Genomic DNA, 23,145 nt, shown 5'->3' on the forward strand with positions numbered 1-23,145 from the left:
ATTATCCCGACGCCGCCTGCATCCGTGTCGTGCAGGACAATTTGTCGATCCATAAGCCTGGGGCGCTGTATGAGGCCTTCGCGCCTGCCGAGGCCCGCCGCATCCTGTGCCGCCTCGAATTCCACTACACCCCGAAGCACGCCAGTTGGCTCAACATGGTTGAGTGCGAGATCAGCGTGCTTCAGCGCCAGTGTCTCGGCCGCCGCATCGACGACTCCAAAAGGCTCCGAAACGAGATCGCGGCATGGCAACGGCGGCGAAATAAAACCCGAGCCCGAATCAAATGGATGTTCACAACCGACAAAGCTCGCGCCAAACTCGGCCGCGCCTATCCAGCCACCCCCAAAGAGTCAAAATCACTGTGATAGACCACTAGTTGGGGCTGATGATGCAGGCTCCGTCGCGACGGCTCCAGACGAACCACCGGTAGCACGGAGGACGGGGGTGAGCCCCGACCGGACACTCATTTCGCACACGCGCGCCTCTATCCCAGCCGTCGACGACGCACCCGCCGTTGCGTGCCACATGGCAACCGGGGCCGCAGCCGTCCGCGGCGTTGGCCATGCCGATGCTCGCGAATATGGCTGCGAACAGAACTGCGAATGTTACTTTCATCTCTATTTCCTCTCGCCTCTCTTGTTTTGCAGGCAAGTGCTGCGCGGAGCGCGCGGCATTGATCTTGGATCAATGGGGCGGAAAAGCGAAGCCCCTCCCGAGCACGAAACCGAGCGGGCGAGGGCACGGATTTCGCGGGCGTGGGGGCAGTGGGGCCGGTGTGCTTGATCTAAATCAAGCCGCGTCGCGGAACGAGGCGGGTACGCTTTCGCGCAGCCTCGAACGAGGGTGCGCCCTTGAGAACACTTCGCCAGCTTTTGTCCGGGGAGGACATCATCCAGCTTGCAATCCGGCTTGGATTGCTGGCTTTTCTGATCTACTGGACTTTTGTCCTTGTACGACCCTTCGTGCCGATCGTGGCCTGGAGCGTGGTGCTCGCCGTTGCGTTCTATCCGGTCTTTAACGGTCTCGCCAACTTGCTCGGCGGACGCCCGAAGCTGGCGGCGGCGCTTCTCACTATCGTCAACCTCGCGATAGTCATCGGGCCGGCGACCTGGCTCGGTCTGGGCGCGGTGGATGGCCTCCGGGAAATTGCTGCACAACTCAGCGCGGGAAGCCTGGCGGTTCCCTCGCCGCCCGGGCGCATCAAGGATTGGCCACTGATCGGCCCGCAGCTCTACGATCTCTGGGATCAGGCATCGACCAATCTCCGCGCCGTTCTGGGCGAAATCGCTCCTTATCTGAAGCCGCTGGCTGCGACGATTCTCGGCCTTGCAGGCAATGCCGGCGTGGGAACGCTCAAATTCCTCCTGTCGGTTGCTTTGGCCGGCTTTCTCTTTCCCTATGGACCGCAGCTTGTGGCGGCGAGCAGGAGGTTCCTGTCCCGCGTCGTTCCCGAGCAGAGCGAGCACTTCCTGGAATTGGCGGGGGCAACGATACGCGCGGTATCTCAAGGCGTTATCGGCGTCGCGATCATCCAGTCCCTGCTGGCCGGCATTGGTCTCAAGCTGGCGGGAATTCCAAATGCGGGCCTATTGGCTTTCGCGATCCTGCTGCTGAGCATCGTGCAGATCGGTGCGACGGTCGTCCTGCTTCCCGTGATCATCTGGCTCTGGACAGCGAAAGACTTCACGACGGCGCTGCCACTGACCGTGTTTCTGGTGATTGTTGGCTTGCTCGACAACATCTTGAAGCCGCTGGTGATGGGGCGCGGCCTTACTACACCCGCCCTCGTCATCCTTATCGGGGTGATCGGAGGCACGCTTGCGCACGGAATTCTTGGCCTCTTTATCGGCCCGGTCATCCTGTCAGTCGCCTGGGAGTTGACGGTGGCCTGGATCAATCAGGATCGCAGCCGCCTTGCGCAATCAGCGGAACAATAGCTCTCGAGCCGAAGCCGCTCAAAACGGACCATTCTGTTCCGCTTCACGACGTTGACCTAAATCAAAGTCCGAGGTGGCGCGGCGCATTCAATCGACAAGCGACAGGGAGGTCCGGACATGTCGATGGACAAGGCACCGCTTTCGCGCGATCCCATATCGGGCCTCATTGCCTCGGCCGTGGAATACATGATTGATGCCGGGCAGCGCAGCGTGCTGTTCCTGGACATCCTGCGCCGGCGCGGCGACCAGTATCAGCAGCACATTGCCCAGACGGCACCGCATGTTCTGCACTACAGCGCCGAACTGGTCATGGACGGGCGCAAGCTCTCCGAACCGGTGAACTATGCGCTGGTGCGCATCATTCCGCCCGAGGGTACCGAGCTCGATCTCGAGCGGCGGCCGTTCATCGTGGTCGATCCGCGCGCGGGACACGGGCCGGGAATTGGCGGGTTCAAGGCGGACAGCGAGATCGGCGTCGCCATGAAGGCCGGTCATCCCTGCTACTTCATCGGCTTCCTGCCGGAGCCGATGCCGCACCAGACCATCGAGCGCATCGCGCGCGCGGAAGCATTGTTCATCGAGGAAGTCATCAGGCGCCATCCTGATGCCGATGGTAAGCCCTGCGTCATCGGCAACTGTCAGGCCGGCTGGGCCGTGATGATCCTTGCGTCGCTGCGTCCGGAGCTGTTCGGGCCCGTCATCATCGCCGGCGCGCCGCTTGCCTATTGGGCCGGCGTGCACGGCAAATATCCGATGCGCTATTCGGGCGGTCTGCTCGGGGGGGGCTGGCTGACGGCGCTCACCAGCGACCTCGGTGCCGGCAAGTTCGATGGCGCCTGGCTGGTGCAGAATTTCGAGAGCCAGAACCCTTCGAACACGCTGTGGACCAAGCAATACAATGTGTATTCGAAGGTCGACACCGAGGCGGACCGCTACCTCGAATTCGAGCGCTGGTGGGGCGGGCACGTCAACCTGAATGCGGAGGAAATCCAGTTCATCGTCGATGAACTCTTCATCGGCAACAATCTCGCCGCCGGTCGCATCAAGATGTCGGACGGCAAGACGGTCGATCTGCGCAACATCAAATCGCCGGTCGTGGTGTTCTGCTCCAAGGGAGACAACATTACTCCGCCACAGCAGGCGCTGGACTGGATCCTCGATCTCTACGCCGACGTCGACGAGATCAGGGCCTACGGCCAGACCATCGTCTACACGGTTCATGAGAGCGTCGGCCATCTCGGAATCTTCGTGTCCGGCGGCATCGCCAAGAAGGAACATGCGGAATTTTCCAGCAATATCGATCTGATCGACGTGCTGCCGCCGGGCCTCTATGAAGCGACCTTCGAGGCAAAGGGCGCCGATACCGTCAATCCCGATCTTGCCGTCGGCCAGTGGGTGATGCGCTGCGAGGCGCGCACGCTTGACGATATCCGCGCTATGGGCGGCAATTCGCCGGAGGACGAGCGGCGCTTCGCCACCGCCAAGCGCGTGTCCGAGATCAATCTCGCGGCCTACCGGAAATTCGTCCAGCCCTGGATCAAGGGCATGGTGACGCCGCAGATGGCCGAGTGGATGCGCAAGCTGCACCCGCTGCGCCTGCAATATGAGGTCTTCAGTAGCCACAATCCTTTCATGGCCGCCGTGAAAGCGGCGGCAGATGCGGCGAGTGAGCATCGCAAGCCGGTATCATCAGACAATCCGTTCCTTGCCTTCCAGGAGCAAGTCTCCAAGCAAATCGTCCACGCGCTCGACACTTGGCGCGATTCGCAGGAAGCCCTCAGCGAGGCAGTCTTCCTTACCGTCTACGGTTTGCCCGCGCTTCAGGCGGCGGTTGGAATCGATCCACAGTCCACGCCGTCGCGGCGGCAGGAGATGTCGGCCGAATATCGCGAGAGGTTGCGGGCGCGGATATCAGAGCTGAAATCCAAGATCGACGAGGGCGGTCTTCGGGAGGCAACCATTCGCGGCTTGCTCTATGTCGGGTCGGCGCGGGGAATGGTCGATGAACGGAGCCTGGAAGCACTGCGTCAGGTTCGGCGCAATGACAGCGGGGCGCGTCTGGCGCTGGCGGATTTCAAGATGATGGTGCGCGAGCAATTCTTCATACTGCTCCTGGACCAGAAGGAGGCGCTGGCAGCGATCCCGAAGTTGCTGCCCGATGATGCCCAGGAGCGCCGCGCGGCCTTCGCCGTCATCCGCGACGTGCTGTCCGCGAGTGCCGCGATTTCAGGTGAGACTGCCAAACGCCTGCACCATGTGGCTGAGCTGTTCGGCGTAGATGCGACAGAGACGTCGGACAGAGCCTCGAACGTTGCCCCTTTCGATCCCAAAACCGATCCCAAGACCGATCCCAAAGCGAAGGCGTCGTAACGCCGTTTGGAAGAATCCGGAGCGCCACCATGAGCGTTATGCCCGCAGATTCAGGCGAAGTGCGATCCCATACCAAATATGATCGGTTGATCGCGGCCGCCAAGGCCGTGCCGCCGGTGCCGACCATTGTCGTGCATCCCTGCGACGAGACCTCGCTGCGCGGTGCGTTGGACAGCGCAGAAGCCGGCATCATCCGTCCGCTGCTGGTCGGCCCCGAAGCCAAGATCAGGAACACCGCAAGCAAGCACGGCCTCGACATCGCCGGCGTCGAGATCATTGATGTTCCCCACAGCGACGCCGCGGCCGCCAAAGGCGTCGAGCTGATCCACGCCGCCAAGGGCGAAATGCTGATGAAGGGCAGCCTGCACACCGACGAGCTGATGCGCAGCGTCACGGCGAAAGCGACCGGCTTGCGGACCGATCGGCGCATCAGCCATGTGTTCGTGATGGATGTCCCCGCCTATGCCGATACGCTGTTTGTGACGGATGCGGCCATCAGTATTTTCCCTGATCTCGATGACAAGCGGGACATTATCCAGAACGCCATCGATCTCTTCACGCAGGCTGGTTTCGGCACGTTGCCGCGGGTGGCGATCTTGTCCGCGGTCGAAACGGTCACGCCCAAGATCCCGTCCACCATCGAGGCGGCGGCACTGTGCAAGATGGCGGATCGCGGGCAGATCACCGGCGGCCTGCTCGACGGGCCGCTTGCCTTCGATAACGCGATCGACGTGGAGGCGGCCAGGATCAAGGGGATAAAGTCCGAGGTCGCGGGGCGCGCGCAGATCCTGGTTGTCCCCGACCTCGAGGCCGGCAACATGCTGGCAAAGAATCTGGCTTATTTCGCGAACGCCGACAGCGCCGGCATCGTGCTCGGGGCCCGGGTGCCGATTGTTCTGACCTCCCGCGCCGATTCGCCGCGGGCGCGCATGGCCTCCTGCGCGGTCGCGGCGCTCCATGCCGACGCGCGGCGCCGGCTTGCTCCAATTGCGGCTGCGTGATCGCCATGGATACGATCCTCGTTGTCAATGCGGGCTCCTCCAGCGTCAAATTCCAGATCTTTGCGATTGAGGGAGAAGGGAGGCTGCGGCGGCAGATCAAGGGCCAGATGGATGGCATCGGCAGCCGTCCGCGCCTGCGCGCTGTCGATGCAAACGGCGATCCGCTGGCGGAGCGCGCTTACCAGATCGAAAGCGTTTCGGACATCCCGGCCGCAATGGCTGTTGCCGGAGCGTGGCTGCGGGACGAGCTTCGCATCAACCCGATGGCCGTCGGGCATCGCGTTGTCCATGGCGGTCCGGACTATGAGCGGCCGGTGCTGATCGACTATGGCGTGGTGTCGCGCCTGGAGCGGTATGTCGCGCTGGCGCCGCTGCATCAGCCCCACAATCTGGCGCCGATCCGTTCGCTGCTCGCCAATTTTCCTAGCCTTCCGCAGGTAGCGTGTTTCGACACCGCCTTTCACCGCACCCACGGCACGGTGGCCGACTATTACGCGATCCCTTATCAGCTCCATGCCGAGGGCGTGCGGCGCTACGGATTCCACGGCCTGTCGTATGAATATATCGCGAGAACCTTGCCGCAGATCGCGCCGGATGTTGCGAAAGGGCGGGTGATTGTCGCCCATCTCGGCAGCGGTGCGTCGATGTGTGCCCTGAAGGGTGGACGCAGCGTTGAGAGCACAATGGGGTTCACCGCGCTTGATGGCTTGCCGATGGGGACGCGTCCGGGGCAGATCGATCCCGGGGTCGTGCTTTACCTCATATCCGAAAAGGGAATGTCGGCCTCGAACGTCCAGGATTTTCTCTATCGGAGTTGCGGATTGAAGGGTCTCTCCGGCGTCAGCAACGATATGCGGCAATTGGAGGCAAGCAACGATCCGCACGCGATATTGGCTATCGAGTATTTCGTCTATCGGATCTGCCTCAACGCCGGCATGCTGGCGGCGGCGCTGCAGGGTTTGGACGCGTTCGTCTTTACGGCCGGCATCGGCGAGAACTCGGCTGGAATTCGCTCACGCATCGTCGAGCAGTTGGCCTGGCTCGGCATTGCGTTCGATCCGGTCGCGAATGCCAGCCACGCGCGGCTCATATCGCGGTCCGACAGCCGCATCCCGGTATACGTCGTGCCGACGGATGAGGAACTGATGATCGCGCAGCACACTTTGTCGGTGCTGTTGAACAGTCCATCATCCAGCCCGAACCGCGAGAGGGTATCATGAATATTCCCGTGTTTCCGGAGACCAAGGTTGCTCTCAAGGGGAGGAAGGGCCTGATCGTGGGCATCGCCAACGATCAATCGATCGCATGGGGCTGCGCCAAGGCGTTTCGCGCGCTCGGCGCCGATCTGGCCGTCACCTACCTGAACGACCGGGCCAAAAAGCATGTCGAGCCGCTGGCGCAGGCGCTGGAAGCCCCGATCTTCATGCCGCTGGACGTCAACACCGAAGGCCAAATGGAGCAGGTGTTCGAGCGCATCGAGAAGGACTGGGGCCGGCTTGATTTCGTGCTGCACTCGATCGCGTTCTCGCCAAAGGAAGCGCTGCATGGCCGCGTCGTGGATGTTGGACGGGATGGCTTTTTGAAGACGATGGAGATTTCGTGCTGGTCGTTCCTGCGCATGGCGCATCTGGCCGAGCCCTTGATGAAGGAGGGCGGAACGCTGTTCACGCTGACCTATTACGGAAGCCAGATGGTGGTGCCGAACTACAATGTCATGGGGGTCGCGAAGGCGGCGCTTGAGGCGGCCGTACGCTATGCCGCGGCCGAACTGGGGCCGAAGGGAATCCGGGTGCACGCGATTTCGCCCGGGCCGCTGGCCACCCGCGCCGCGTCGGGAATTCCCGAATTCGACGAGCTGATGGACAAGGCGCAATCGAAGGCGCCCGCGCGCAGCCTCGTCAGTATTGATGACGTCGGCAATGCAACGGCCTTCCTGGCGCTCGACGGTGCGAAGTTGATCACCGGTGGCGTCATGTATATCGATGGCGGCTATCACATCATCGATTGAGTGGACCCGGGCGCCGCAGCGGTTGGAAGCTGTTCAGCGCTGAATACCCGCGCGTTCGTTACCTCGTCAGATCGTCATTTCCGGAACCGTGTCGGGAATGACGAGTTCGGCTTCCGTCACTGCCATGACCTCGGCGACCGTGACGCCGGGAGCGGTCTCCATCAACGTCGCCTTGCCGTCCGGAAAGCCGATCACGGCGATGTCGGTGACGACGAGATCGATTATTCGCGACGACGTCAGGGGCAAGGTGCATTTTCTGACGATCTTCGATTTTCCCTTCGCGGCATGCTGCATCGCCACGATGACACGTTTGGCGCCGCTGACCAGGTCCATCGCGCCACCCATGCCTGGCACCATCTTGCCTGGGATCATCCAGTTGGCGAGGTGTCCCTCCGCGTCGACCTGCAGGCCGCCCAGTACGGTCACGTCGAGATGGCCGCCGCGGATCAATCCGAACGACATCGCGCTGTCGAAGGTGCAGGCCCCCGGAAGCGCGCTGATCGGCCGTCCGCCTGCATCGGTCAGATGGGGATGGGCCATCCCTTGCTCCGGGATCGGGCCGGTGCCGATCAGACCGTTCTCGGACTGGAAGAACACCTTGATGTCTGATGGCACGTAGTTGGCCACCAGTGTCGGAATGCCGATCCCAAGGTTCACCAGGTGGCCGGTGCGAAGCTCGCGTGCCACGCGGCGGCCGATGATCTCTTGTGCATCCATGGTTCACTCGTTCGCTATGAGATAGTCGACAAGCGGCGCCGGTGTGACCACGTGGTCGGGCGCGATGACGCCGACCGGAACGATGTGCTCGGCGGTCACGATCACGGTATCGGCCGCCATCGCCATGACAGGGTTGAAGTTGCGCGCGGTCAGCGCATAAGAGAGGTTGCCGAGGTAATCGGCGAGGAAGGCGTGGACCAGGGCGAATTGGGCCCGCAGTGCGGTCTCGAGCAGGAACGCTTTTCCATCGATCTCGATCTGACGCTTTCCTTCGGCAACCGTCGTTCCGACGCCGGTCGGCGTGAGCACGCCGCCGAGGCCGCAGCCTCCGGCGCGGATGCGCTCCACCAATGTCCCCTGCGGAATCAGGTCGACGGCAATCTGGTTGGCCAGCATTTGCTGCTGTGCTTTGGGATTGAGGCCGATGTGACTTGCCGTCAGGCGTGAGACCAGGCCGGCGTCGAACAGCTTGCCGACGCCCTTTCCAGGCGTCGCCGCGTCATTGGAGATCAAGACGAGGCCCGTCTTGTGCTGGCGCACGACTTCGTCGAGCAGGCGTTCCGGCGTACCAACGCCCATGAAGCCGCCGACCATGACACTTGCGCCGGCCGGGATCATCGCAACGGCTTCTTCGACGGAAATGGCCTTCATGATGGGCACTCCGGTCGGCACGCGATTGATCTAGGGCAGTACCGGTGCGATGCTGGCTCCCGCTCACCGCGTCGCTTTGATCTGTATCAAGAGTATTCGCTGGAGCGACGGGTACCGAAGATCCGCCACCCGCATCTTGCGCTCTTGGGTGAGCGGGACGGCGGGATTTTGCTTGCCGACCTCAGGACAACGGCGGAGGCTGAGGGACAGTCGACCCGTCATCGGGCCCGGCACCGGGCGTTCGGTGAACCTCGAATTGGCGGCTCTGTGGCGGCTGGTTCGGCGGCCTCGCGAAATGGACGGCACCTTAATGGATTTCATCAGGAGAGGAGGATGCGATGTCGAACCCCCAAGAAGTGGCAGCGGACAAGGTCCGGACGATGCTCACAGAGAATCTCGGCCGTGTTCGCAAGGCCAATTCGGATTATTTTGACATGCTTGAGAAGGGCTTGAACTCCTCACAGCTCCCGATTGCCGGGCAGGCCAAGCAGTTCTGTGATCATATGCGGCGGCAGACCGCGACGACTTTTGACCTCTGCGACCGGCTAATTGAGGCTAAGGATGTGCCGGACATAGTCAGGATTCAGTCCGAGTTCTTCCAGGACCAGATGCGAGCGCTGATGGAACAGGGGAGGAGCATGGGCGAATCGGCCATGAAGGCGGCAGCGGGCGTGTTTACTCCCAAGAGCTGATTTGCTTAGCGGCCGGGGCCGACGGATGGCACTTCAGTTCCTTGTCGGCGCAGTCATCAGCGTAGTCAACATCATGATCCACGCGCTGGTGACCGTCGCTGTGGTCGCCATCGCCCGTATTGCAGAGCAACGACACCCTGTTTGGCCGAGACTTCATCTGATGGGCGTCATGGTCGTCGTGGCAATCCTGCTGATGCTGGCTCATACCCTCGACGTCTTTGTCTGGGCACTGGCCTATGCGATCGTCGGTGCCGCACCTGCCGGCGCCGACCTCGTTTATTTCGCCTTCGTGAACTACACCACCCTCGGCTACGGCGATATCACGCCCGCGGCATCATGGCGGCTGACGGGACCGATAACCGCAATGAACGGCATCCTGATGTTCGGCTGGTCGACGGCCCTGTTGTTCGAGGTGCTGCGCAGGTCGTACGACCACCTTGCATCGATCGCCGAGCCAGGAGGGCCTTTCAGTTCTGCAAATCGAGGCCCGCCAACTGGGGCCGGTCCAGGAGCACGATCTGGCGCTGGTTGTTGCCGATGAATCCGAGGATGCCGAGCTCGTGCAGCCGCGACAGGGCGCGAGAGACCGTCTCCAGCGTCAGGCCGAGATAATCGGCGATGTCACGGCGGCACATCGGCAGCGCCATGACGCCGGCCGCGGTCAGGCGCTTGTCCATTTCGAGCAGGAAGGCAACAACGCGCTCGAGCGACGTCTTGCGGCCGAGCAGGAGCATGTGATCCTCGGCGTGCTGCAGGTTGTTCGTGGTCATGCTGAGCAGGTTGCGGGCGACCATCGCATCGCTCTCGGCCACGAGTTCGAGGCTGCGACGCTTCACCAGGCGCACCGCGGTGTCGACGATCGCCTCGGCCGTGAAACGATGCTCGCTGCCGTTCTCCAGCCCGAAGATATCGCCGACCAGGTGAAACGCGCCAATCTGACGGCGGCCGTCTGAAAGCAGCTTGTAGCTTCGCACTGCACCAGACTTGACCTGATAGACGTAATCGGCAGGTTCTTTCTCGCCGTAGATCTCCGTCCCTTTCTTGTACGTAAATTCGTTTAAGGTCACCATCGGGTTCGAAGCGCTCGCCATGCCGAACGCGCCGAGCATATTAGGTAGGGATGCTGCCGGATCGATGTTGACATAGGAAAACATGGCCCAACTCCTAACCTGAACGTCACGATTTTTGTCAGTCTTTAGAAGTATTGCGCTGCAAGAATGCGGTATCGGGTCCAGTCTCGCTAAAGTTGATCTGCGACGAAGGCAGGATTCCTAATCATTGTCCCACGGACCATTGTACTATGGGACAAGTAGGCAATGGTGTCGGACCGCCGGCGAGACTACCGGTCACGATCCGGCTCCATGCCTCCTCGGAGGGAAAATTGCCTGGCCTCGTTCACGTGGTTGATGACGATGCTTCGTTTCGGACAGCCATTGAGCGGCGGCTGAAGCTCGCCGGCTATGACGTCGCAACCTATCCGTCCGCTCAGCAGCTACTGGATCGTCTGTCGGACAATGAGCGGCTGGGATGCATCCTGCTCGATGTGCGGATACCCGGCCTGAGCGGTCCCGAACTGCAAAATCGTCTCAGCGAACTCGGTTCGACGCTGCCGATCGTGTTCCTCACCGGGTACGCCGACACTGCGACGGCCGTGCGGGCAATCAAGGCCGGCGCGGAGGATTTCCTGACCAAACCAGTGTCTTCGGAACAGTTGATGGATGCAATCGAGCGCGCCATTGCTCGTCATGGCGCAGTGCGCAGCCAGCGCAGCAAGCTCGATTCCCATCGCTCCCTCCTTGCAAGGCTGACGCCGCGCGAGCGACAGGTGTTCGAGTTGATCGTGCGCGGCAAGATCAACAAGCAGATCGCGCATCAATTGGGAACAACCGAGCGCACGGTGAAAGCGCACCGCCACCAGGTGATGGAAAAGATGCAAGTGCACTCGCTCGCCGAATTGGTATCGATCGCGGAGCGGCTCGGCGTGCTCGGCTCAAGGAGCGATGCAGACCGTTAGCGTCCGATCGCACTTTCACAGGAAAAATACGCAAAGGGTGTTGGGTTCCCTCAGGACACCTGTCCGAACGGACAATATCACACCTTGATGACAGCGCGTATCTGGGGGTGCGAAATCAATCGAGCTTCTCGGCTCGCGGTCAGGCCGCCGACTGCAGAAGACGGCCGAAAACATCCTCGAAAAGCTGAGCACCTTGCCGAATCGAAGATCTGTTCTTGTCGTAGATGACGACCGATCCATGCTCAGGAGCCTTAAGCGTCTGCTGGGGCAGCACGGGTTTGATACGACGCTATTCGAGTCCGCCGGCGCGCTGCTTGGCCACGGCGATTTCGGCGGCGCCTTCTGCATCATCCTGGATATCAATCTGAATGGCCAATCCGGCATTGATCTGCGTCGTCGGCTCCTGGACAACGGCATCAGCTTGCCGGTCATCTATATCACTGGCAATGACAGCCATGCGAACCGCACGGCGGCGACGGAGTCGGGATGCGTCGCTTACCTGACCAAGCCGTTCTCGGCGAAATCACTGATCGAGCCGATCGAAAGAATGGCGGCGGCTATCGCCTAGCCGCGCGTGTTTATCCTCACTCATCGATATCCTGTTCGAAAACGCGTACCGGTGCGCCTTTGCGCGCGGTCGCAAATTGATCGAGCGGCAGCGCCGTCTTCACCGACAGCAAGTTGGTGTCGACCACTTCCAGAAAGAGTTTCTGGCCGGAGTCCATGTCGCGCAGCAGGTGCGGGTTGGCGAGGTCACCAGCAATGCAGGTGTTGGTGAGACACCACGTGAACGGAAGTCGATAGGTCGTGCCCTGATCGACGGTGAGCGTGGCGCCGGCCGGCAGATAGAGACCAACCGGCAGGAAAAGCTGTAGCCGCGCGCCGCCATTGTCCTCGCGCTCGGTCAGATAGACGCGAACCGCGGTCTGGCCGGTATTGAAAGTGCCGCTGATCGTGGTGCGGCAGACCATCTTCGCGCCGCCGGGCTTGAAGCAGACCTTCTCCCAGTCGCCAAACTTGATGTCGCGCGCTTCGCGCTGGCCGCGAGGCGCGATTTCGGCTTCCCCGGGTTGCGCGCCAGCCGGCACCTTTTGTCCATTCGCCGGAGCGCCTGCGATCATCGCTGATAATATCAGGGCGACGAACGGGATCGGAGACGGTCTAGGAGGCTGCATCTTCATGGCTATGCTCCTCACGCCGGTCGCTGTCGCTATTTGTGCCTGTCCAGGAACACGCTGACGAGCGGCGCCCAGATCGGAATGGAATCGGCCGAGCCGACCAGGAAATGTCCATCGTCACCGAACGGCGGAAGCAGGTGGTACTCGGCGTTGCCGCCTGCGGCGGTGAACGCCTCGTGCATTCGTTTCGACAGCGCCGGGCCGAAGAACGTGTCGTTTGCAATGTAGATCCAGAGCATCGGCACCCGCGACGTACGGCCGAATTGACGGGTAGCCTCGACCAGCCGGTCCGGCGCACAATTGTTGTTCGGCTTGCCATCGACGCGGCCGCCGCGTCCGGCTGCAAAGGTGATGATGGCTTTGACTTGCGCCGGGTTTGCGCTCGAAAGCGCAATCGATGCCCAGCCGCCCGCCGATTGACCGATCACGATGACATCCTTCGGCACGATCTTCTTCTCGGCTGCCATGTAGTCGATGATCCAGAGGTCGAGCTGCGCAACCGCCATGCCGGCGTCGCGGAAGTTCGGATTGGTGCAATTGCCGATCTTGGAGAAGAACGGTCCGTAGAGCCCGCGTTCGGATATGTCGATCGCCGAGGCGCCGTAACCCGATCCAACCGGTGCCACCACGAGGTAGCCGCGTCGCGCGAACCACATGGCGGCGTCGCGGAATTCGACCAGCGGAAAGAAGCTGCGCTGCACCGGGTCAAGTGACACCCCGTGATTCATGATGGCGAGCGGGAAGGGGCCGTCGCCGACCGGACGCACCACATAGGCGATGGTCGGCAGGGCGAGCGGCAGCGCCCAGACTTCTTCCTGAATGCGCGCGGGAGCCTGCTGGTCGTCAGGGCGCGCCGGCGCGATCTGGCTGAAGAAGACGAACAGCATTATCAGGAATCGTGAGCAAGCCTGACCCATATCAGAGCTCCGCTGTAACGAGGCGAGTTGACGGATCGAATCCGAAGCGACGCTTGATCCAGATCAATCCCGCTTGGCTCCAGGCCGCCGTTGATCGGAGCAATTCGGCGATCGCTATAGCGCCTCAAATCTCGCGTGACGGGCCAATTCACATGAAGCCATCGTCATCTCAGCAACCGGGATGGACGCGGCTCTTTCCGCCGATGGAGTGGTTTGCCAATTATCGGCTTTCCTTTCTGCCTTCGGACGCCGTCGCGGGAATTACGCTCGCCGCCTACGCGATACCGGTTTCGCTGGCCTATGCGGCGCTCGCCGGACTGCCGCCGCATGTCGGAATCTACGGCTATCTGCTTGGTGGCGTCGGCTATGCACTCCTCGGCTCCTCGCGCCAGCTTGCGATTGGTCCGACATCCGCGATCTCGCTCATGATCGCCGGCTCGGTCGGAGCTTTGGCCGCAGGCGATCCGGCGCGATACGCTGACATCGCGAGCCTGGTCGCCTGTGCGGTGGCGTTGCTCTGCCTGATCGCCTGGCTGTTCAAGCTCAGCCTTCTGGTACGCCTGATCAGCGATAGCATCCTGGTCGGATTCAAGGCGGGCGCCGGGCTGACGATCATGATGACCCAGCTACCCAGCCTGTTCGGTGTTGCGGGCGGTGGCCACAATTTCTTTGACCGGACTGTTCGGCTCGCCGGGCAGCTCGGCGATGTCAACTTGCTTGTTTTGACGATCGGTCTTGCTTCGCTGCTGTTGTTGCTGATCGGCGAGCGCCTCCTGCCGGGCAAGCCGGTTGGACTCGCCGTCGTCGCACTATCGATTCTGGTTGCATCGATATTTGGCCTGCCGGCGCTGGGAGTGCCGATTACCGGGGCGATTCCGCAAGGGCTGCCGGCGCTTGCAATGCCTTCGTTCGGGCTGTCGAAGCCTGCAGAGCTGTTTCCGATCGCGGCCGGCTGTCTGTTGCTTGCCTATGTCGAGGGGATTTCTGCGGCGCGAAGCTTTGCGGCCAAGCATGGCTACGGCCTCGATGTCCGGCAGGAGTTTCTGGGACTGGGTGCGGCCAACCTCGCGGCGGCGTTCGGCCACGGCTATCCGGTTGCCGGCGGCCTGTCGCAATCTGCGGTGAACGACGCGGCCGGGGCCCGTACGCCTTTGGCGCTGGTGCTCTGCTCGGTCACGCTTGCGCTGTGTCTGCTGTTCTTCACGGGACTGCTGACAAATCTTCCCAAGGCGGTGTTGGCTGCGATCGTGCTTAGCGCCGTGTACAGGCTGGTCGACATCCCCGCGCTGCTGCGTATGTGGAAAATCAGCCGGATCGATTTCTATGCGGCGGCGATCGCGCTCGCTTCGGTGCTGCTGCTTGGAATCCTGCAGGGAGTGCTGCTTGCGGCACTCGCATCCATCTTCCTGCTGCTCGTCCGCGCGTCGCAGCCGCATGTGGCTTTTCTCGGACGGCTCCCCGGAACCGGCCGTTATTCGGATAGCGCCAGGCATCATGGGGTGGAGCCGCTCGCCGGCGTCATCGCATTCCGTCCCGAAGCGTCGCTGCTCTACGTCAATGCCGAGACGATCCTCGACACTGTTCTGGCTGCACTGCGAAAATCGTCGGACATCAAGGTGGTGGTCTGCGACCTCTCGGCATCGCCCTTCATCGATCTGGCCGGCGCGCGCATGTTGCATGATCTGCATGACGAACTGGCAGATCGCGAGGTGACGTTCTGCATCGTCGGCGCTCACGCTCAATTGCGCGACCTGTTGCAGGCGGACGGGCTGGCGGAAAAGATCGATAGCCGCAACTGGATGCGGACGCTCGACAGCGTGCTTGGCGAGAGCAAGGCCGGCGGATGATCGAGCGCCTGAGGAGCTCGCTGCGGGTTAACGCAGCATTGACTTGGATCAAAGGAGCGGCGGCGCGACCCAGCACCATTCAGTGTCGCCGTACACGACGATCGGGAGAAACCCGCCGTCGAGCGCGTCTGATGCGGGAAGTAGTCTTGGCAAACTGTTCTCTAAATCGCTCTTGGAGGTAAATCATGAGACATGTTGGGGTGATCGCGGTGCTGGCAATGCTGGGCTTGGCAGGACTGAGTACGCCGTCGCGGGCGGAGACCGGCCAGGTTGCCGTCGTCTTCACCAAAGGCGGCTTTGTCGTCGGCGTCGGCGGCGGCGAGGGCGTGCTGATACTCCGCGGCAAGCGCTATCCATTCACCGTCTCCGGCATGAGCGTTGGCTTCACGATCGGAGCCTCGACCACCAAGCTTGTTGGGCGCGCGCTGAATTTGCGGGGGCCTGAGTCCATCGAAGGCAGCTACGGCGCGGTCGGCGCTGGTGGCGCCGTTGCCGCCGGCGCCGGTGGCGTTCAGCTACGAAACAACAATGGCGTGATCTTGCAACTCAGCGGACCGAAGATCGGAGCCGAAGTCTCAGCCGCCGTCGGTGGCGTCACCATAAGATTGAAATGATCGCGCAGCGGGCCATGGCTGCGGTGCCGTGGTCTGCTTTTCGGGGACGAGGCGCTCTTGTGCGATGCGCGAGAGTCAGCCCGCCCAGGGAGCGTCCGCCTGCCAAATCAGAATCGTCAGCTCTCGGGAACGCACGCAGCCGCCTATCGTTTCGGCTAACTCGAAAGCGTGCAAATCCGTCGTCCGGGCCGTAAGCGGCAAGCAGACATCCCGGCTTTCAGAGTTGTCAGCGAGGTTGGGGCTGTGCTCCCGGAGCGCCACTCGGTGCTCCCGGAGCGCCACTCTGCGCTCCTCCTCCAGGCTGCATGGAGCGCGCCCGCTCAAGGAGCGTCAGAGTGGTGTCAACGCATGCCTTCATGGAGTCTTGTGGATCGCAGCGCACAGCCACCATCGCGTCGCCATTCCGCAGGAAGAACGCGGCGCCGCCTCGGCGTGCTCCCCCGCGACCAGATTCGCCGATTGCCCGCAGAACATCGTCCAGATCACGATCGCTTCGGGAGTATGATGAGTCTCGCTGATCTGAGCTGGGCGCGTTCTGACTGAAGGCGGGCGGAGAGATAAGCAAAAGCGTGGCGGTGAGGGCAAAGGCCTTGTTCATCATGAGTCTCCTCATTGTGAGCGAGAGGCCGGAGCGGAACTCGTCGTGATTCCGCTCCGGCTCACTCTGAGATGCTCAGTCGCGGCACACACGCCGACGAATGATAAGGATAAAATCGCGGTCCTCGTCACTCAGGCTGCGGGTAAGGAAATAGCACCCTCCTCCCTCACCTCCATGGCGTCGCTCAGCCAACCTCTCGGCGAGCCGCTCCCGCAGACCGCCACGCCAGCTCCCGTCGCCTTCATCCTCCTCGCGGTCACGCCACTGGCCCATCCGCTCGCGCAGGCGGCCCCGCATCTCCTGTCGATCTCGCAGAAGGTCGACAATGAGATCCCGTAGATCTTCGCGCGTTTGAATCCGGTCTCTCAGAAGGTCTCTCAAATCGCTGCCCACATTGCCGTCCCTGCCTTGCCATCCTTGGGCTGATGCGGGGCTTGTTGTCGTGCAAACAATGGGGGCAGATGCAGCAATCGCTAGAACTGCTGCGGCAATCACTGGCAGCCGTGTCATTGCGCTCTCCTCTTGTTGCGGACAAGATTCGAAGACCGAATGATTCTTTATGCCGCCGTTGGCAAATCGCGACGGATGGCGAGATGATCCTCGAACCTATCCCTGCTCGGCCGGAATGGTCGGCCATTATTAACGCTATTCGTGCGCGGTGGTCGCTCCCTTGACATAAATCAAGCTGGCGTTGCGAGTCCCGGATGGCGGACGATTGAGAAAAGCTCGGAATTTGGAACTTGGCCGCATCCGGTCAGTACCGCTGAGCAACAAACGCCATCCCGCGCAGCCCGGTCTGATCGTTGTAGCGTCCTTTGCTGGAACGCTTGGGCAGCCTGACCTTGTTCCGGCGAACGCGCTTGTACGGGATCATGTCCAAGATATGCGAGATGCAGTTCAGCCGTGCCCGCCGTTTGTCGTCGGAGCGGATGATGTGCCATGGCGCATGTTTCGAACTGGTGGCCTTGAGCATCAGGTCGCGTGCCCGCGAGTAGGCGTACCAGCGTCGATAGGATTCCGTATCCATCGGACTCAGCTTCCATTGCCGCAGCGGATCGTTGATCCTGGCCCTGAATCGTCGCTCCTGTTCCTCCATCCCGACCTCGAGCCACAGCTTGATTAGGACGATGCCGGCCTCAACGACGTAGTGCTCCACGGTAGGGCACAGCTCGAGGAAGCGCTTGTGCTCGGCGGGGCTGCAGAAGCCCATCACATATTCGACCCCGGCCCGGTTGTACCAGCTCCGGTCGAAAATGACGATTTCGCCCCCGGCAGGGAAATGCTGCATGTAGCGCTGGATGAACATCTGCGTCTTTTCGCGATCCGAAGGCGCAGGGAGGGCGACGACGCGAAACACGCGGGGGCTGACCTTTTCCGTGATCGCCTTGATCGTGCCTCCCTTGCCCGCCGCATCCCTGCCTTCGAACAGGATGATGACCCGCGCCTGGTTCGCTTTCACCCATTCCTGGAGATGGCATAGCTCGACCTGGAGCTTCTCCAGTTCCTTCTCATAGATCTTCCGCTTCATCCGTGCGGCGGGCGCATCTGCCATGTCCAGGCTTCCACTGTTTCAGATCGTCTTGAACCGGCCGGCCGCTTAATCGCCCCAGGCGATGGTGACGCCGATGTCGCCGGGCACACCGCCGGGAAAATCGATGACCTGATAGCGGATGCGGTAGCCGCGCGGCTTCAGGTAGTCGGTCCAAAGCTGGAAGATCTCCTTGGGAATCCCGGTCAGCGTGGCTTCCCAGCCCGCTTCCATCTGGTTGATGGCGCGGCCCTTGTCGGTGCACAGCGTATTCGGGAAGCGATACACCAGGACTTCGGTCAATCCGTTCCGCACGGCGCGCTGGATGATGGTCGATGCCAACTGGATCTTTTCCTCCTCGGACTTGCCGGAGGGCCGGCTGAGCCGATCGATCAGGGCTTTCTTCTCGGCCTCGGCGGCGGCCGCGCGGCGGACATACTCATCCGCCTTTTCCGCCTCCCGGAGGGCGGCCTCCTTCTGGATCTGGCTGGCGTTGGGGATCAGGTCATCAATGTTCGCTGGCATGGCTGACATCTCCTGAATGGCCGGTTTCCTCTGGTCGTTCGCGAAAGGCTAGGGCCGGGTAGGGGCGCACCTTTGATCCAGATCAAGCGACCCCTGGACGACGGTACCCAGACTGAACGGTCAAAGGCCCAATTCCTGACCCGGGAGAAGCAGTTGAGCGAGCAGCTTCATCCAATTGCGCCCCATCATCTGCCTTTTTTCATCACGCCGCCGAACGAGGTCGACGTGCTGATGGTTGTGATGGGCATCTTCCTGGTAGCCGTCGTGCTCTGGGTCGGCACGCTCTATTGGCGCCTGCACAGCCTGCCCGAGCGGATGGCGCACAAATCGCAAAAGCTGCAGTTCGAGATCGTCGCGGTCCTCGGCTTGCTGGCGCTTTTCACGCACATCCACCTTTTCTGGGTCGCGGCGCTGTTGCTCGCCATGATCGATCTTCCCGATTTCAGCACGCCGCTGCGCAGCATTGCCGGCTCGGTGGAGAAGATAGCAAGTGCCGCTGCGGACGAAGGCGGCGCGGCAAAGCCTGAAACCAAACCGGATCCGGCGCTTCCGGCCGCCTCGTCGGAGCCGAGAGGCCCGGATGCCGCGAAGGCAAGGGAGTCCAGCAATGCTTGAGCTCCTGATCTGCTCCCTCGTGACGGTCCTTCCAGACTATCTCTTCCGCCGCTACGTCCAGGGCAAACGCTTCGGCAAGGAGATCACCTTCTTCTCGGTCTGGTTCGAGCTGAGGTGGGGCATAACCAGTTGCCTCATGCTCACGATAGCGCTGATCACCATGATCTTCTATTTCCATCCCGCAACCGACACCGCCACGCTGTTCTTCCGGACGATCCCGATCCTCCCGGAGGCTTCCGGGCGCGTCGCGGAAGTCAATTTCGACTTCAGCGCACCGGTGAAGAAAGGCGACGTGATCTTCAGGCTGGACAATTCGAAGCAGGAAGCAGCCCTTGAAACGGCCAAGCGCAAGGTCGCCGAGGTGGACGCTGCGCTGGTGGCCGCGGAAGCCGATGTCGTCAAGGCCGAGGCACAGACCCAGGAAGCAAGAAGCGCGCATCAGCAAGCCAAGGACGAATTGGATGTGAAGAGCGAACTGCAGCGCCGCAATCCCGGCATCGTGCCGCAGCGCGACATCGAAAAACTCCAGGTCCTCGTCGATCAACGGCAAGCCGGGATCGACGCCGCAGTGGCCGTCAAGCAGTCCGCGACCTTGCGGGTTTCAACACTGCTGCCGGCGGAGAAGGCAAGCGCCGAAGCCGCGTTGGCGCAAGCTCAAGTGGATATGGACAAGACTTTCGTTCGCGCCGGCGTCGATGGTCGTGTGGAGCAGTTCCTGCTTCGCGTTGGCGACGTCGTCAACCCGCTGATGCGGCCGGCCGGCATCCTTATCCCGGAGGGTGCAGGCCGGCGGATCCTGCAGGCCGGATTCGGCCAGATCGAGGCCCAGGTGATGAGGGAAGGCATGGTGGCGGAAGCGACCTGTATCTCAAGGCCCTGGGTCATCATTCCGATGGTGGTCACGACGGTCCAGGACTATATCGCCGCCGGCCAGTTCAGAGGTGGCGAGCAACTGGTCGAAGCGCAAAACATCATCCGGCCGGGGACCGTCTTGGTGTTCCTGGAGCCGCTCTACAAGGGCGGTCTCGAAGGGGTCACGCCGGGCAGCAGTTGCATCGTCAACGCCTACACCAGCAACCATGACGAAATCTCCAACACGGACACCAGCGCGGGCCGGCGCATCGCGCTGCATGTGGTCGATGGCGTGGGACTGGTGCACGCGTTGCTGCTGCGGATCCAGGCGCTGCTGTTGCCGATCAAGACCCTGGTGTTCAGCGGCCATTGATACGCGGCGAGCACGGAAGTGCTTGCGACCTTCTGGAAGGGGGCATGAAATGAAGGGACTTCGCGGGTTTCCGGTGCTTGTGACAACATTGGCCGTTTCCGTCGTGGGATTATCCGGAAATGCGGCCGCGTTTGATCTCACCGGCGCATGGGCAACGAGCGCCGACCAATGCAGCAAGGTATTTACGCGCAAGGGAAGGGCAAAGCTGGTTACCTTCACCAATTTTCCCGGCGTGCATGGCGGCGGATTCATCGCCGAGCCCAATCGTCTGAGAGCCAAGTACGCGACCTGCTCGATCAAATCCAGGAAGGACAACGACGAGAACGTCAATATGGTCGTCGGCTGCGCCTCAGGGATCATGCTCGAAAACATCCAACTCTTCTTCAAAGTGGTTGATGACGACACCATCACGCGCCTGTTTCCTGGCATCGAGGGAATGGAAGTCACCTATCACCGCTGCAAATCATAGCGCTTGCCGTGACGCAATGCGCGCGGCGCGCGGTTGATTCAAGTCATCGAGTCCCTTGCGTGCAGTCAGGGAACGCCTACGGTCGGGTCACGACGCGCTGCTGAACTCCTCGCCCGGCGGAGTAAGCCGTTGGCCGCGGTGCAATTCGCGCTAGAATTGCCGAGCTTGAGATGCAAACGTTTGGACGTCTGAGACTGCCGGGGAAAAGAATGGGCGGACGTGCCCCCATTGCTGCGCCCAACATTGGCAGGCCGGTTGCGGCCGTGTGGCTCTGCGCCTGTTTACTGGTCTGGTTCATCTTCCTGCCCGAGCCGGCGAGTGGCGCCGCCCCACGTGGCGAACCCAAGCGCGTGCTGCTGCTCCATTCCTTCGGGCGAGACTTCCGACCATGGAGCGAATTTGCCCGCACCATCCGGGAGGAGCTCGAGCGCCAATCGCCGTGGCCACTGGATCTCCAGGAACAGACGCTGCTGACCGCGCGGTTCGACAATCCGGTTCCGGAAGCGCCGTTCGTCGACTATCTGCGCTCGCTCTACCAGGGCGCGGCGCCCGACATTGTGATCAGCTTTGGCGCGCCTGCCGCCAGATTCGTCGAGAGATTTCGCGCAGAGCTCTTCCCTGAGACGCCCATGGTGCTGACGGCGGTCGAACAACGGCTGGTGAATCGTGCCGGACTTACGGATAACGACGCTGTCATCTCGGTCTCCAACGATTTCTCAGCCTTTTTCGGCAGCATTCTTCATGTCCTGCCGGACACGCAAACGATTGCCGTCGTGATCGGCGCCTCGCCGTTGGAGAAGTTCTGGCTCGATGAAGCAAAGAGGGAAGCGAAGCCCTTCGAAGGCCGGGTGGCATTCGTCTGGTACGCGGACCTGTCATTTCACGAAATCCTGCAGCGGGCGGCGACGCTTCCGCCGCACACCGTCCTGTTCTGGGGCTTGATGTCGGTCGACGCGGCAGGTGTCGCTCATGAAGGCGATATCGCATTGCGCAGTCTTCATGCGGTCGCGAACGCTCCGATCTTTTCCTTCCAGGAAGCCTTCTTCGGCCAATACACCGTCGGCGGCCCGATGCATTCGATCGGCGCATCGAGCGAGAAAACCGTCAATGCCGCGATCCGCATCCTCGGTGGCGAGAAGCCTGCCAACATCAAGATCGAGCCGATCGGATTTGCGCCTCCGAGATACGACTGGCGCGAGCTGCAGCGCTGGGGCATCAGCGAGAGCAACCTGCCCGCGGGAAGCGAAATTCTGTTTCGCGAGCCGACGTTCTGGCAAAGATATCAGTGGCAGGTCGCGCTGATCGCGGCAGTGATCCTCGTGCAGGCGGCCCTGATCAGTGGCTTGCTCCATGAACGCCATCGCCGGCGCCTCGCCGAGGTCGAAGCGCGGCAACGTCTGGCGGAGCTCGCACGGGTGAACCGCTACTCGGCTGCGGGAGAACTGGCGACCTCTCTGGCACACGAGCTGAACCAGCCGCTTGGCTCTATTCTCACCAACACCGAGACGGCGGAGCTGATGCTGAAATCGCCATCGCCCGATCTCGGTGAAATACAAGAAATCCTGGCTGACATCAGGCGTGATGACCAGCGGGCGAGCGAAGTGATCCGCCGTCTTCGCAACATGCTGAAAAGAGTGCCAATTGAGGTTAGCCAGATCAACCTCAACGAGACTGTTGGGGAGGCCGTTGGCATAGTGTCGGCCTTGGCCGAAGGCCGTGCCGTGACGTTGAAGTATGTACCGGCTTCGATGCCGTTGCGCGTCAAGGGCGATACCGTTCAGCTTCAGCAGGTTGTCCTCAATCTGGTCATGAACGCGATCGATGCCGTATCCGAGGTGCAAACCGAGAAACGGGAGGTGATTGTCGCGACGGGCATATCTGATGAACAGGCCGAAATCCTGGTTGGCGATTCAGGTCCAGGCATCGCCAACGATCATTTGAAGGATGTCTTCGAGCCATTCTTCACGACCAAGACACAAGGCATGGGCATGGGCCTTGCGATCGCGCGCACGATCGTCGAAGCGCATCATGGCCAGATCACCGTGGAAAACCGGAGCTCAGGTGGGGCGCTGTTCCGGATCAGATTGCCACTTGTTGGCTAAGGTCCGGCGCGAACCGGCAACGGCGCGAGTTCGTGTTGATCCTGGTTATCTGCCCGTGAGCATGTCGCGCCGCAGCAATATCGCGTCCAGGTGAACCGCCCCGGGTTTCTTTGATCTTGATCAAGAAGCGCGCATGC

General features: G+C 61.7%; 25 protein-coding genes. 17 read left to right on the forward strand and 8 right to left on the reverse strand.

The window, feature by feature from the left end; all coding sequences use genetic code 11:
- Positions 1-365 (forward strand): transposase (locus AAFX91_RS16190; RefSeq protein ID WP_394567116.1); only part of this gene is annotated, 365 nt, incomplete at its 5' end.
- Positions 366-372: 7 nt separating this feature from the next.
- On the opposite strand, the gene AAFX91_RS16195 is transcribed toward AAFX91_RS16190, so the two are convergent.
- Positions 373-615, reverse strand: coding sequence for a GCG_CRPN prefix-to-repeats domain-containing protein (locus AAFX91_RS16195; protein ID WP_130580103.1), 243 nt, complete (start codon positions 613-615; stop codon positions 373-375).
- A gap of 236 nt (positions 616-851) precedes the next feature.
- Between AAFX91_RS16195 and AAFX91_RS16200 the strand changes: the two genes are divergently transcribed.
- From AAFX91_RS16200 to fabI, 5 genes are all read left to right on the forward strand, one after another.
- Entirely contained in the window at positions 852-1,937 is a 1,086-nt protein-coding gene (locus AAFX91_RS16200) for an AI-2E family transporter (RefSeq protein WP_394567117.1), read from the forward strand.
- Between the two features lie 117 nt (positions 1,938-2,054).
- On the forward strand, positions 2,055-4,307 hold the full coding sequence (locus tag AAFX91_RS16205; protein WP_394567118.1) for a DUF3141 domain-containing protein: 2,253 nt from the start codon (positions 2,055-2,057) through the stop codon (positions 4,305-4,307).
- Between the two features lie 29 nt (positions 4,308-4,336).
- Positions 4,337-5,308 (forward strand): phosphate acetyltransferase, encoded by a 972-nt coding sequence (locus tag AAFX91_RS16210; protein WP_394567119.1) that lies wholly within the window; start codon positions 4,337-4,339, stop codon positions 5,306-5,308.
- Positions 5,309-5,313: 5 nt separating this feature from the next.
- Positions 5,314-6,528, forward strand: coding sequence for an acetate/propionate family kinase (locus AAFX91_RS16215; RefSeq protein WP_394567120.1), 1,215 nt, complete (start codon positions 5,314-5,316; stop codon positions 6,526-6,528).
- Positions 6,525-7,316, forward strand: coding sequence for an enoyl-ACP reductase FabI (gene fabI, locus AAFX91_RS16220; protein WP_394567121.1), 792 nt, complete (start codon positions 6,525-6,527; stop codon positions 7,314-7,316). The genes AAFX91_RS16215 and fabI overlap by 4 nt, the downstream gene beginning before the upstream one ends.
- A gap of 66 nt (positions 7,317-7,382) precedes the next feature.
- Here fabI and AAFX91_RS16225 read toward each other — a convergent pair whose 3' ends face one another.
- The gene (locus AAFX91_RS16225; protein WP_394567122.1) at positions 7,383-8,033 is read right to left on the reverse strand and encodes a 3-oxoacid CoA-transferase subunit B; all 651 of its coding nucleotides are present in this window, start codon (positions 8,031-8,033) and stop codon (positions 7,383-7,385) included.
- Between the two features lie 3 nt (positions 8,034-8,036).
- Positions 8,037-8,684 carry a CoA transferase subunit A gene (locus AAFX91_RS16230; protein ID WP_394567123.1) on the reverse strand — a complete coding sequence of 216 codons (648 nt, stop codon included), beginning with the start codon at positions 8,682-8,684 and terminating at the stop codon, positions 8,037-8,039.
- 338 nt (positions 8,685-9,022) lie between these two features.
- Between AAFX91_RS16230 and AAFX91_RS16235 the strand changes: the two genes are divergently transcribed.
- Both AAFX91_RS16235 and AAFX91_RS16240 read left to right on the forward strand, forming a co-directional pair.
- On the forward strand, positions 9,023-9,376 hold the full coding sequence (locus AAFX91_RS16235) for a phasin family protein (protein ID WP_130580111.1): 354 nt from the start codon (positions 9,023-9,025) through the stop codon (positions 9,374-9,376).
- Between the two features lie 25 nt (positions 9,377-9,401).
- On the forward strand, positions 9,402-9,917 hold the full coding sequence (locus AAFX91_RS16240; protein ID WP_130580112.1) for a potassium channel family protein: 516 nt from the start codon (positions 9,402-9,404) through the stop codon (positions 9,915-9,917).
- Here AAFX91_RS16240 and AAFX91_RS16245 read toward each other — a convergent pair.
- Positions 9,844-10,530: a helix-turn-helix domain-containing protein gene (locus tag AAFX91_RS16245; RefSeq protein ID WP_165421218.1), complete on the reverse strand. Its 687-nt coding sequence runs from the start codon at positions 10,528-10,530 to the stop codon at positions 9,844-9,846. The genes AAFX91_RS16240 and AAFX91_RS16245 overlap by 74 nt on opposite strands.
- 227 nt (positions 10,531-10,757) lie before the next feature.
- Between AAFX91_RS16245 and AAFX91_RS16250 the strand changes: the two genes are divergently transcribed.
- Positions 10,758-11,390: a response regulator transcription factor gene (locus AAFX91_RS16250; RefSeq protein ID WP_394567124.1), complete on the forward strand. Its 633-nt coding sequence runs from the start codon at positions 10,758-10,760 to the stop codon at positions 11,388-11,390.
- A 193-nt stretch (positions 11,391-11,583) separates the two neighbouring features.
- The gene (locus AAFX91_RS16255) at positions 11,584-11,958 is read left to right on the forward strand and encodes a response regulator transcription factor (RefSeq protein WP_394567125.1); all 375 of its coding nucleotides are present in this window, start codon (positions 11,584-11,586) and stop codon (positions 11,956-11,958) included.
- Positions 11,959-11,974: 16 nt separating this feature from the next.
- Here AAFX91_RS16255 and AAFX91_RS16260 read toward each other — a convergent pair whose 3' ends face one another.
- Complete coding sequence (locus tag AAFX91_RS16260) at positions 11,975-12,571, reverse strand: invasion associated locus B family protein (RefSeq protein ID WP_394567126.1); 597 nt, start codon at positions 12,569-12,571, stop codon at positions 11,975-11,977.
- A 29-nt stretch (positions 12,572-12,600) separates the two neighbouring features.
- Entirely contained in the window at positions 12,601-13,455 is an 855-nt protein-coding gene (locus AAFX91_RS16265; protein ID WP_394567127.1) for an alpha/beta hydrolase family protein, read from the reverse strand.
- Between the two features lie 182 nt (positions 13,456-13,637).
- On the opposite strand from AAFX91_RS16265, the gene AAFX91_RS16270 reads away from it, so the two are divergent.
- From AAFX91_RS16270 to AAFX91_RS16280, 3 genes are all read left to right on the forward strand, one after another.
- Positions 13,638-15,332 carry a SulP family inorganic anion transporter gene (locus AAFX91_RS16270; protein ID WP_394567128.1) on the forward strand — a complete coding sequence of 565 codons (1,695 nt, stop codon included), beginning with the start codon at positions 13,638-13,640 and terminating at the stop codon, positions 15,330-15,332.
- Between the two features lie 185 nt (positions 15,333-15,517).
- Positions 15,518-15,946 (forward strand): hypothetical protein, encoded by a 429-nt coding sequence (locus tag AAFX91_RS16275; protein WP_130580116.1) that lies wholly within the window; start codon positions 15,518-15,520, stop codon positions 15,944-15,946.
- Positions 15,947-16,718: 772 nt separating this feature from the next.
- A complete protein-coding gene (locus AAFX91_RS16280; RefSeq protein ID WP_282529082.1) occupies positions 16,719-16,883 on the forward strand; it encodes a hypothetical protein in 165 nt (54 codons plus the stop codon).
- A gap of 415 nt (positions 16,884-17,298) precedes the next feature.
- Here AAFX91_RS16280 and ppk2 read toward each other — a convergent pair whose 3' ends face one another.
- The gene (gene ppk2, locus AAFX91_RS16285) at positions 17,299-18,096 is read right to left on the reverse strand and encodes a polyphosphate kinase 2 (protein WP_282529081.1); all 798 of its coding nucleotides are present in this window, start codon (positions 18,094-18,096) and stop codon (positions 17,299-17,301) included.
- Positions 18,097-18,141: 45 nt separating this feature from the next.
- On the reverse strand, positions 18,142-18,597 hold the full coding sequence (locus AAFX91_RS16290) for a hypothetical protein (protein WP_130580120.1): 456 nt from the start codon (positions 18,595-18,597) through the stop codon (positions 18,142-18,144).
- Positions 18,598-18,750: 153 nt separating this feature from the next.
- On the opposite strand from AAFX91_RS16290, the gene AAFX91_RS16295 reads away from it, so the two are divergent.
- The 4 genes from AAFX91_RS16295 to AAFX91_RS16310 all read left to right on the forward strand — a co-directional run bounded on the left by AAFX91_RS16295 (position 18,751) and on the right by AAFX91_RS16310 (position 23,008).
- Positions 18,751-19,212, forward strand: a complete 462-nt coding sequence (locus AAFX91_RS16295) for a hypothetical protein (protein WP_394567129.1) — start codon at positions 18,751-18,753, stop codon at positions 19,210-19,212.
- Entirely contained in the window at positions 19,205-20,437 is a 1,233-nt protein-coding gene (locus tag AAFX91_RS16300) for an HlyD family secretion protein (protein WP_394567130.1), read from the forward strand. The genes AAFX91_RS16295 and AAFX91_RS16300 overlap by 8 nt, the downstream gene beginning before the upstream one ends.
- A gap of 49 nt (positions 20,438-20,486) precedes the next feature.
- Positions 20,487-20,906, forward strand: coding sequence for a hypothetical protein (locus tag AAFX91_RS16305; RefSeq protein ID WP_282529079.1), 420 nt, complete (start codon positions 20,487-20,489; stop codon positions 20,904-20,906).
- Between the two features lie 209 nt (positions 20,907-21,115).
- On the forward strand, positions 21,116-23,008 hold the full coding sequence (locus tag AAFX91_RS16310) for an ATP-binding protein (protein ID WP_394567131.1): 1,893 nt from the start codon (positions 21,116-21,118) through the stop codon (positions 23,006-23,008).
- Positions 23,009-23,145 lie beyond the last annotated feature (137 nt).

This window comes from Bradyrhizobium sp. 31Argb (assembly GCF_043638955.1).
Lineage (GTDB): Bacteria > Pseudomonadota > Alphaproteobacteria > Rhizobiales > Xanthobacteraceae > Bradyrhizobium.

What these genes read in the sequence shown, in the direction of transcription:
- AAFX91_RS16195 (WP_130580103.1), bottom strand. Translation starts at nt 615, where the DNA reads ATGAAAGTAACATTCGCAGTTCTGTTCGCAGCCATATTCGCGAGCATC.
- AAFX91_RS16205 (WP_394567118.1), top strand. Translation starts at nt 2,055, where the DNA reads ATGTCGATGGACAAGGCACCGCTTTCGCGCGATCCCATATCGGGCCTC.
- AAFX91_RS16210 (WP_394567119.1), top strand. Translation starts at nt 4,337, where the DNA reads ATGAGCGTTATGCCCGCAGATTCAGGCGAAGTGCGATCCCATACCAAA.
- AAFX91_RS16215 (WP_394567120.1), top strand. Translation starts at nt 5,314, where the DNA reads ATGGATACGATCCTCGTTGTCAATGCGGGCTCCTCCAGCGTCAAATTC.
- fabI (WP_394567121.1), top strand. Translation starts at nt 6,525, where the DNA reads ATGAATATTCCCGTGTTTCCGGAGACCAAGGTTGCTCTCAAGGGGAGG.
- AAFX91_RS16225 (WP_394567122.1), bottom strand. Translation starts at nt 8,033, where the DNA reads ATGGATGCACAAGAGATCATCGGCCGCCGCGTGGCACGCGAGCTTCGC.
- AAFX91_RS16230 (WP_394567123.1), bottom strand. Translation starts at nt 8,684, where the DNA reads ATGAAGGCCATTTCCGTCGAAGAAGCCGTTGCGATGATCCCGGCCGGC.
- AAFX91_RS16235 (WP_130580111.1), top strand. Translation starts at nt 9,023, where the DNA reads ATGTCGAACCCCCAAGAAGTGGCAGCGGACAAGGTCCGGACGATGCTC.
- AAFX91_RS16240 (WP_130580112.1), top strand. Translation starts at nt 9,402, where the DNA reads ATGGCACTTCAGTTCCTTGTCGGCGCAGTCATCAGCGTAGTCAACATC.
- AAFX91_RS16245 (WP_165421218.1), bottom strand. Translation starts at nt 10,530, where the DNA reads ATGTTTTCCTATGTCAACATCGATCCGGCAGCATCCCTACCTAATATG.
- AAFX91_RS16260 (WP_394567126.1), bottom strand. Translation starts at nt 12,571, where the DNA reads ATGAAGATGCAGCCTCCTAGACCGTCTCCGATCCCGTTCGTCGCCCTG.
- AAFX91_RS16265 (WP_394567127.1), bottom strand. Translation starts at nt 13,455, where the DNA reads ATGCTGTTCGTCTTCTTCAGCCAGATCGCGCCGGCGCGCCCTGACGAC.
- AAFX91_RS16270 (WP_394567128.1), top strand. Translation starts at nt 13,638, where the DNA reads ATGAAGCCATCGTCATCTCAGCAACCGGGATGGACGCGGCTCTTTCCG.
- AAFX91_RS16275 (WP_130580116.1), top strand. Translation starts at nt 15,518, where the DNA reads ATGAGACATGTTGGGGTGATCGCGGTGCTGGCAATGCTGGGCTTGGCA.
- AAFX91_RS16280 (WP_282529082.1), top strand. Translation starts at nt 16,719, where the DNA reads ATGGCGTCGCTCAGCCAACCTCTCGGCGAGCCGCTCCCGCAGACCGCC.
- ppk2 (WP_282529081.1), bottom strand. Translation starts at nt 18,096, where the DNA reads ATGGCAGATGCGCCCGCCGCACGGATGAAGCGGAAGATCTATGAGAAG.
- AAFX91_RS16290 (WP_130580120.1), bottom strand. Translation starts at nt 18,597, where the DNA reads ATGCCAGCGAACATTGATGACCTGATCCCCAACGCCAGCCAGATCCAG.
- AAFX91_RS16300 (WP_394567130.1), top strand. Translation starts at nt 19,205, where the DNA reads ATGCTTGAGCTCCTGATCTGCTCCCTCGTGACGGTCCTTCCAGACTAT.
- AAFX91_RS16305 (WP_282529079.1), top strand. Translation starts at nt 20,487, where the DNA reads ATGAAGGGACTTCGCGGGTTTCCGGTGCTTGTGACAACATTGGCCGTT.
- AAFX91_RS16310 (WP_394567131.1), top strand. Translation starts at nt 21,116, where the DNA reads ATGGGCGGACGTGCCCCCATTGCTGCGCCCAACATTGGCAGGCCGGTT.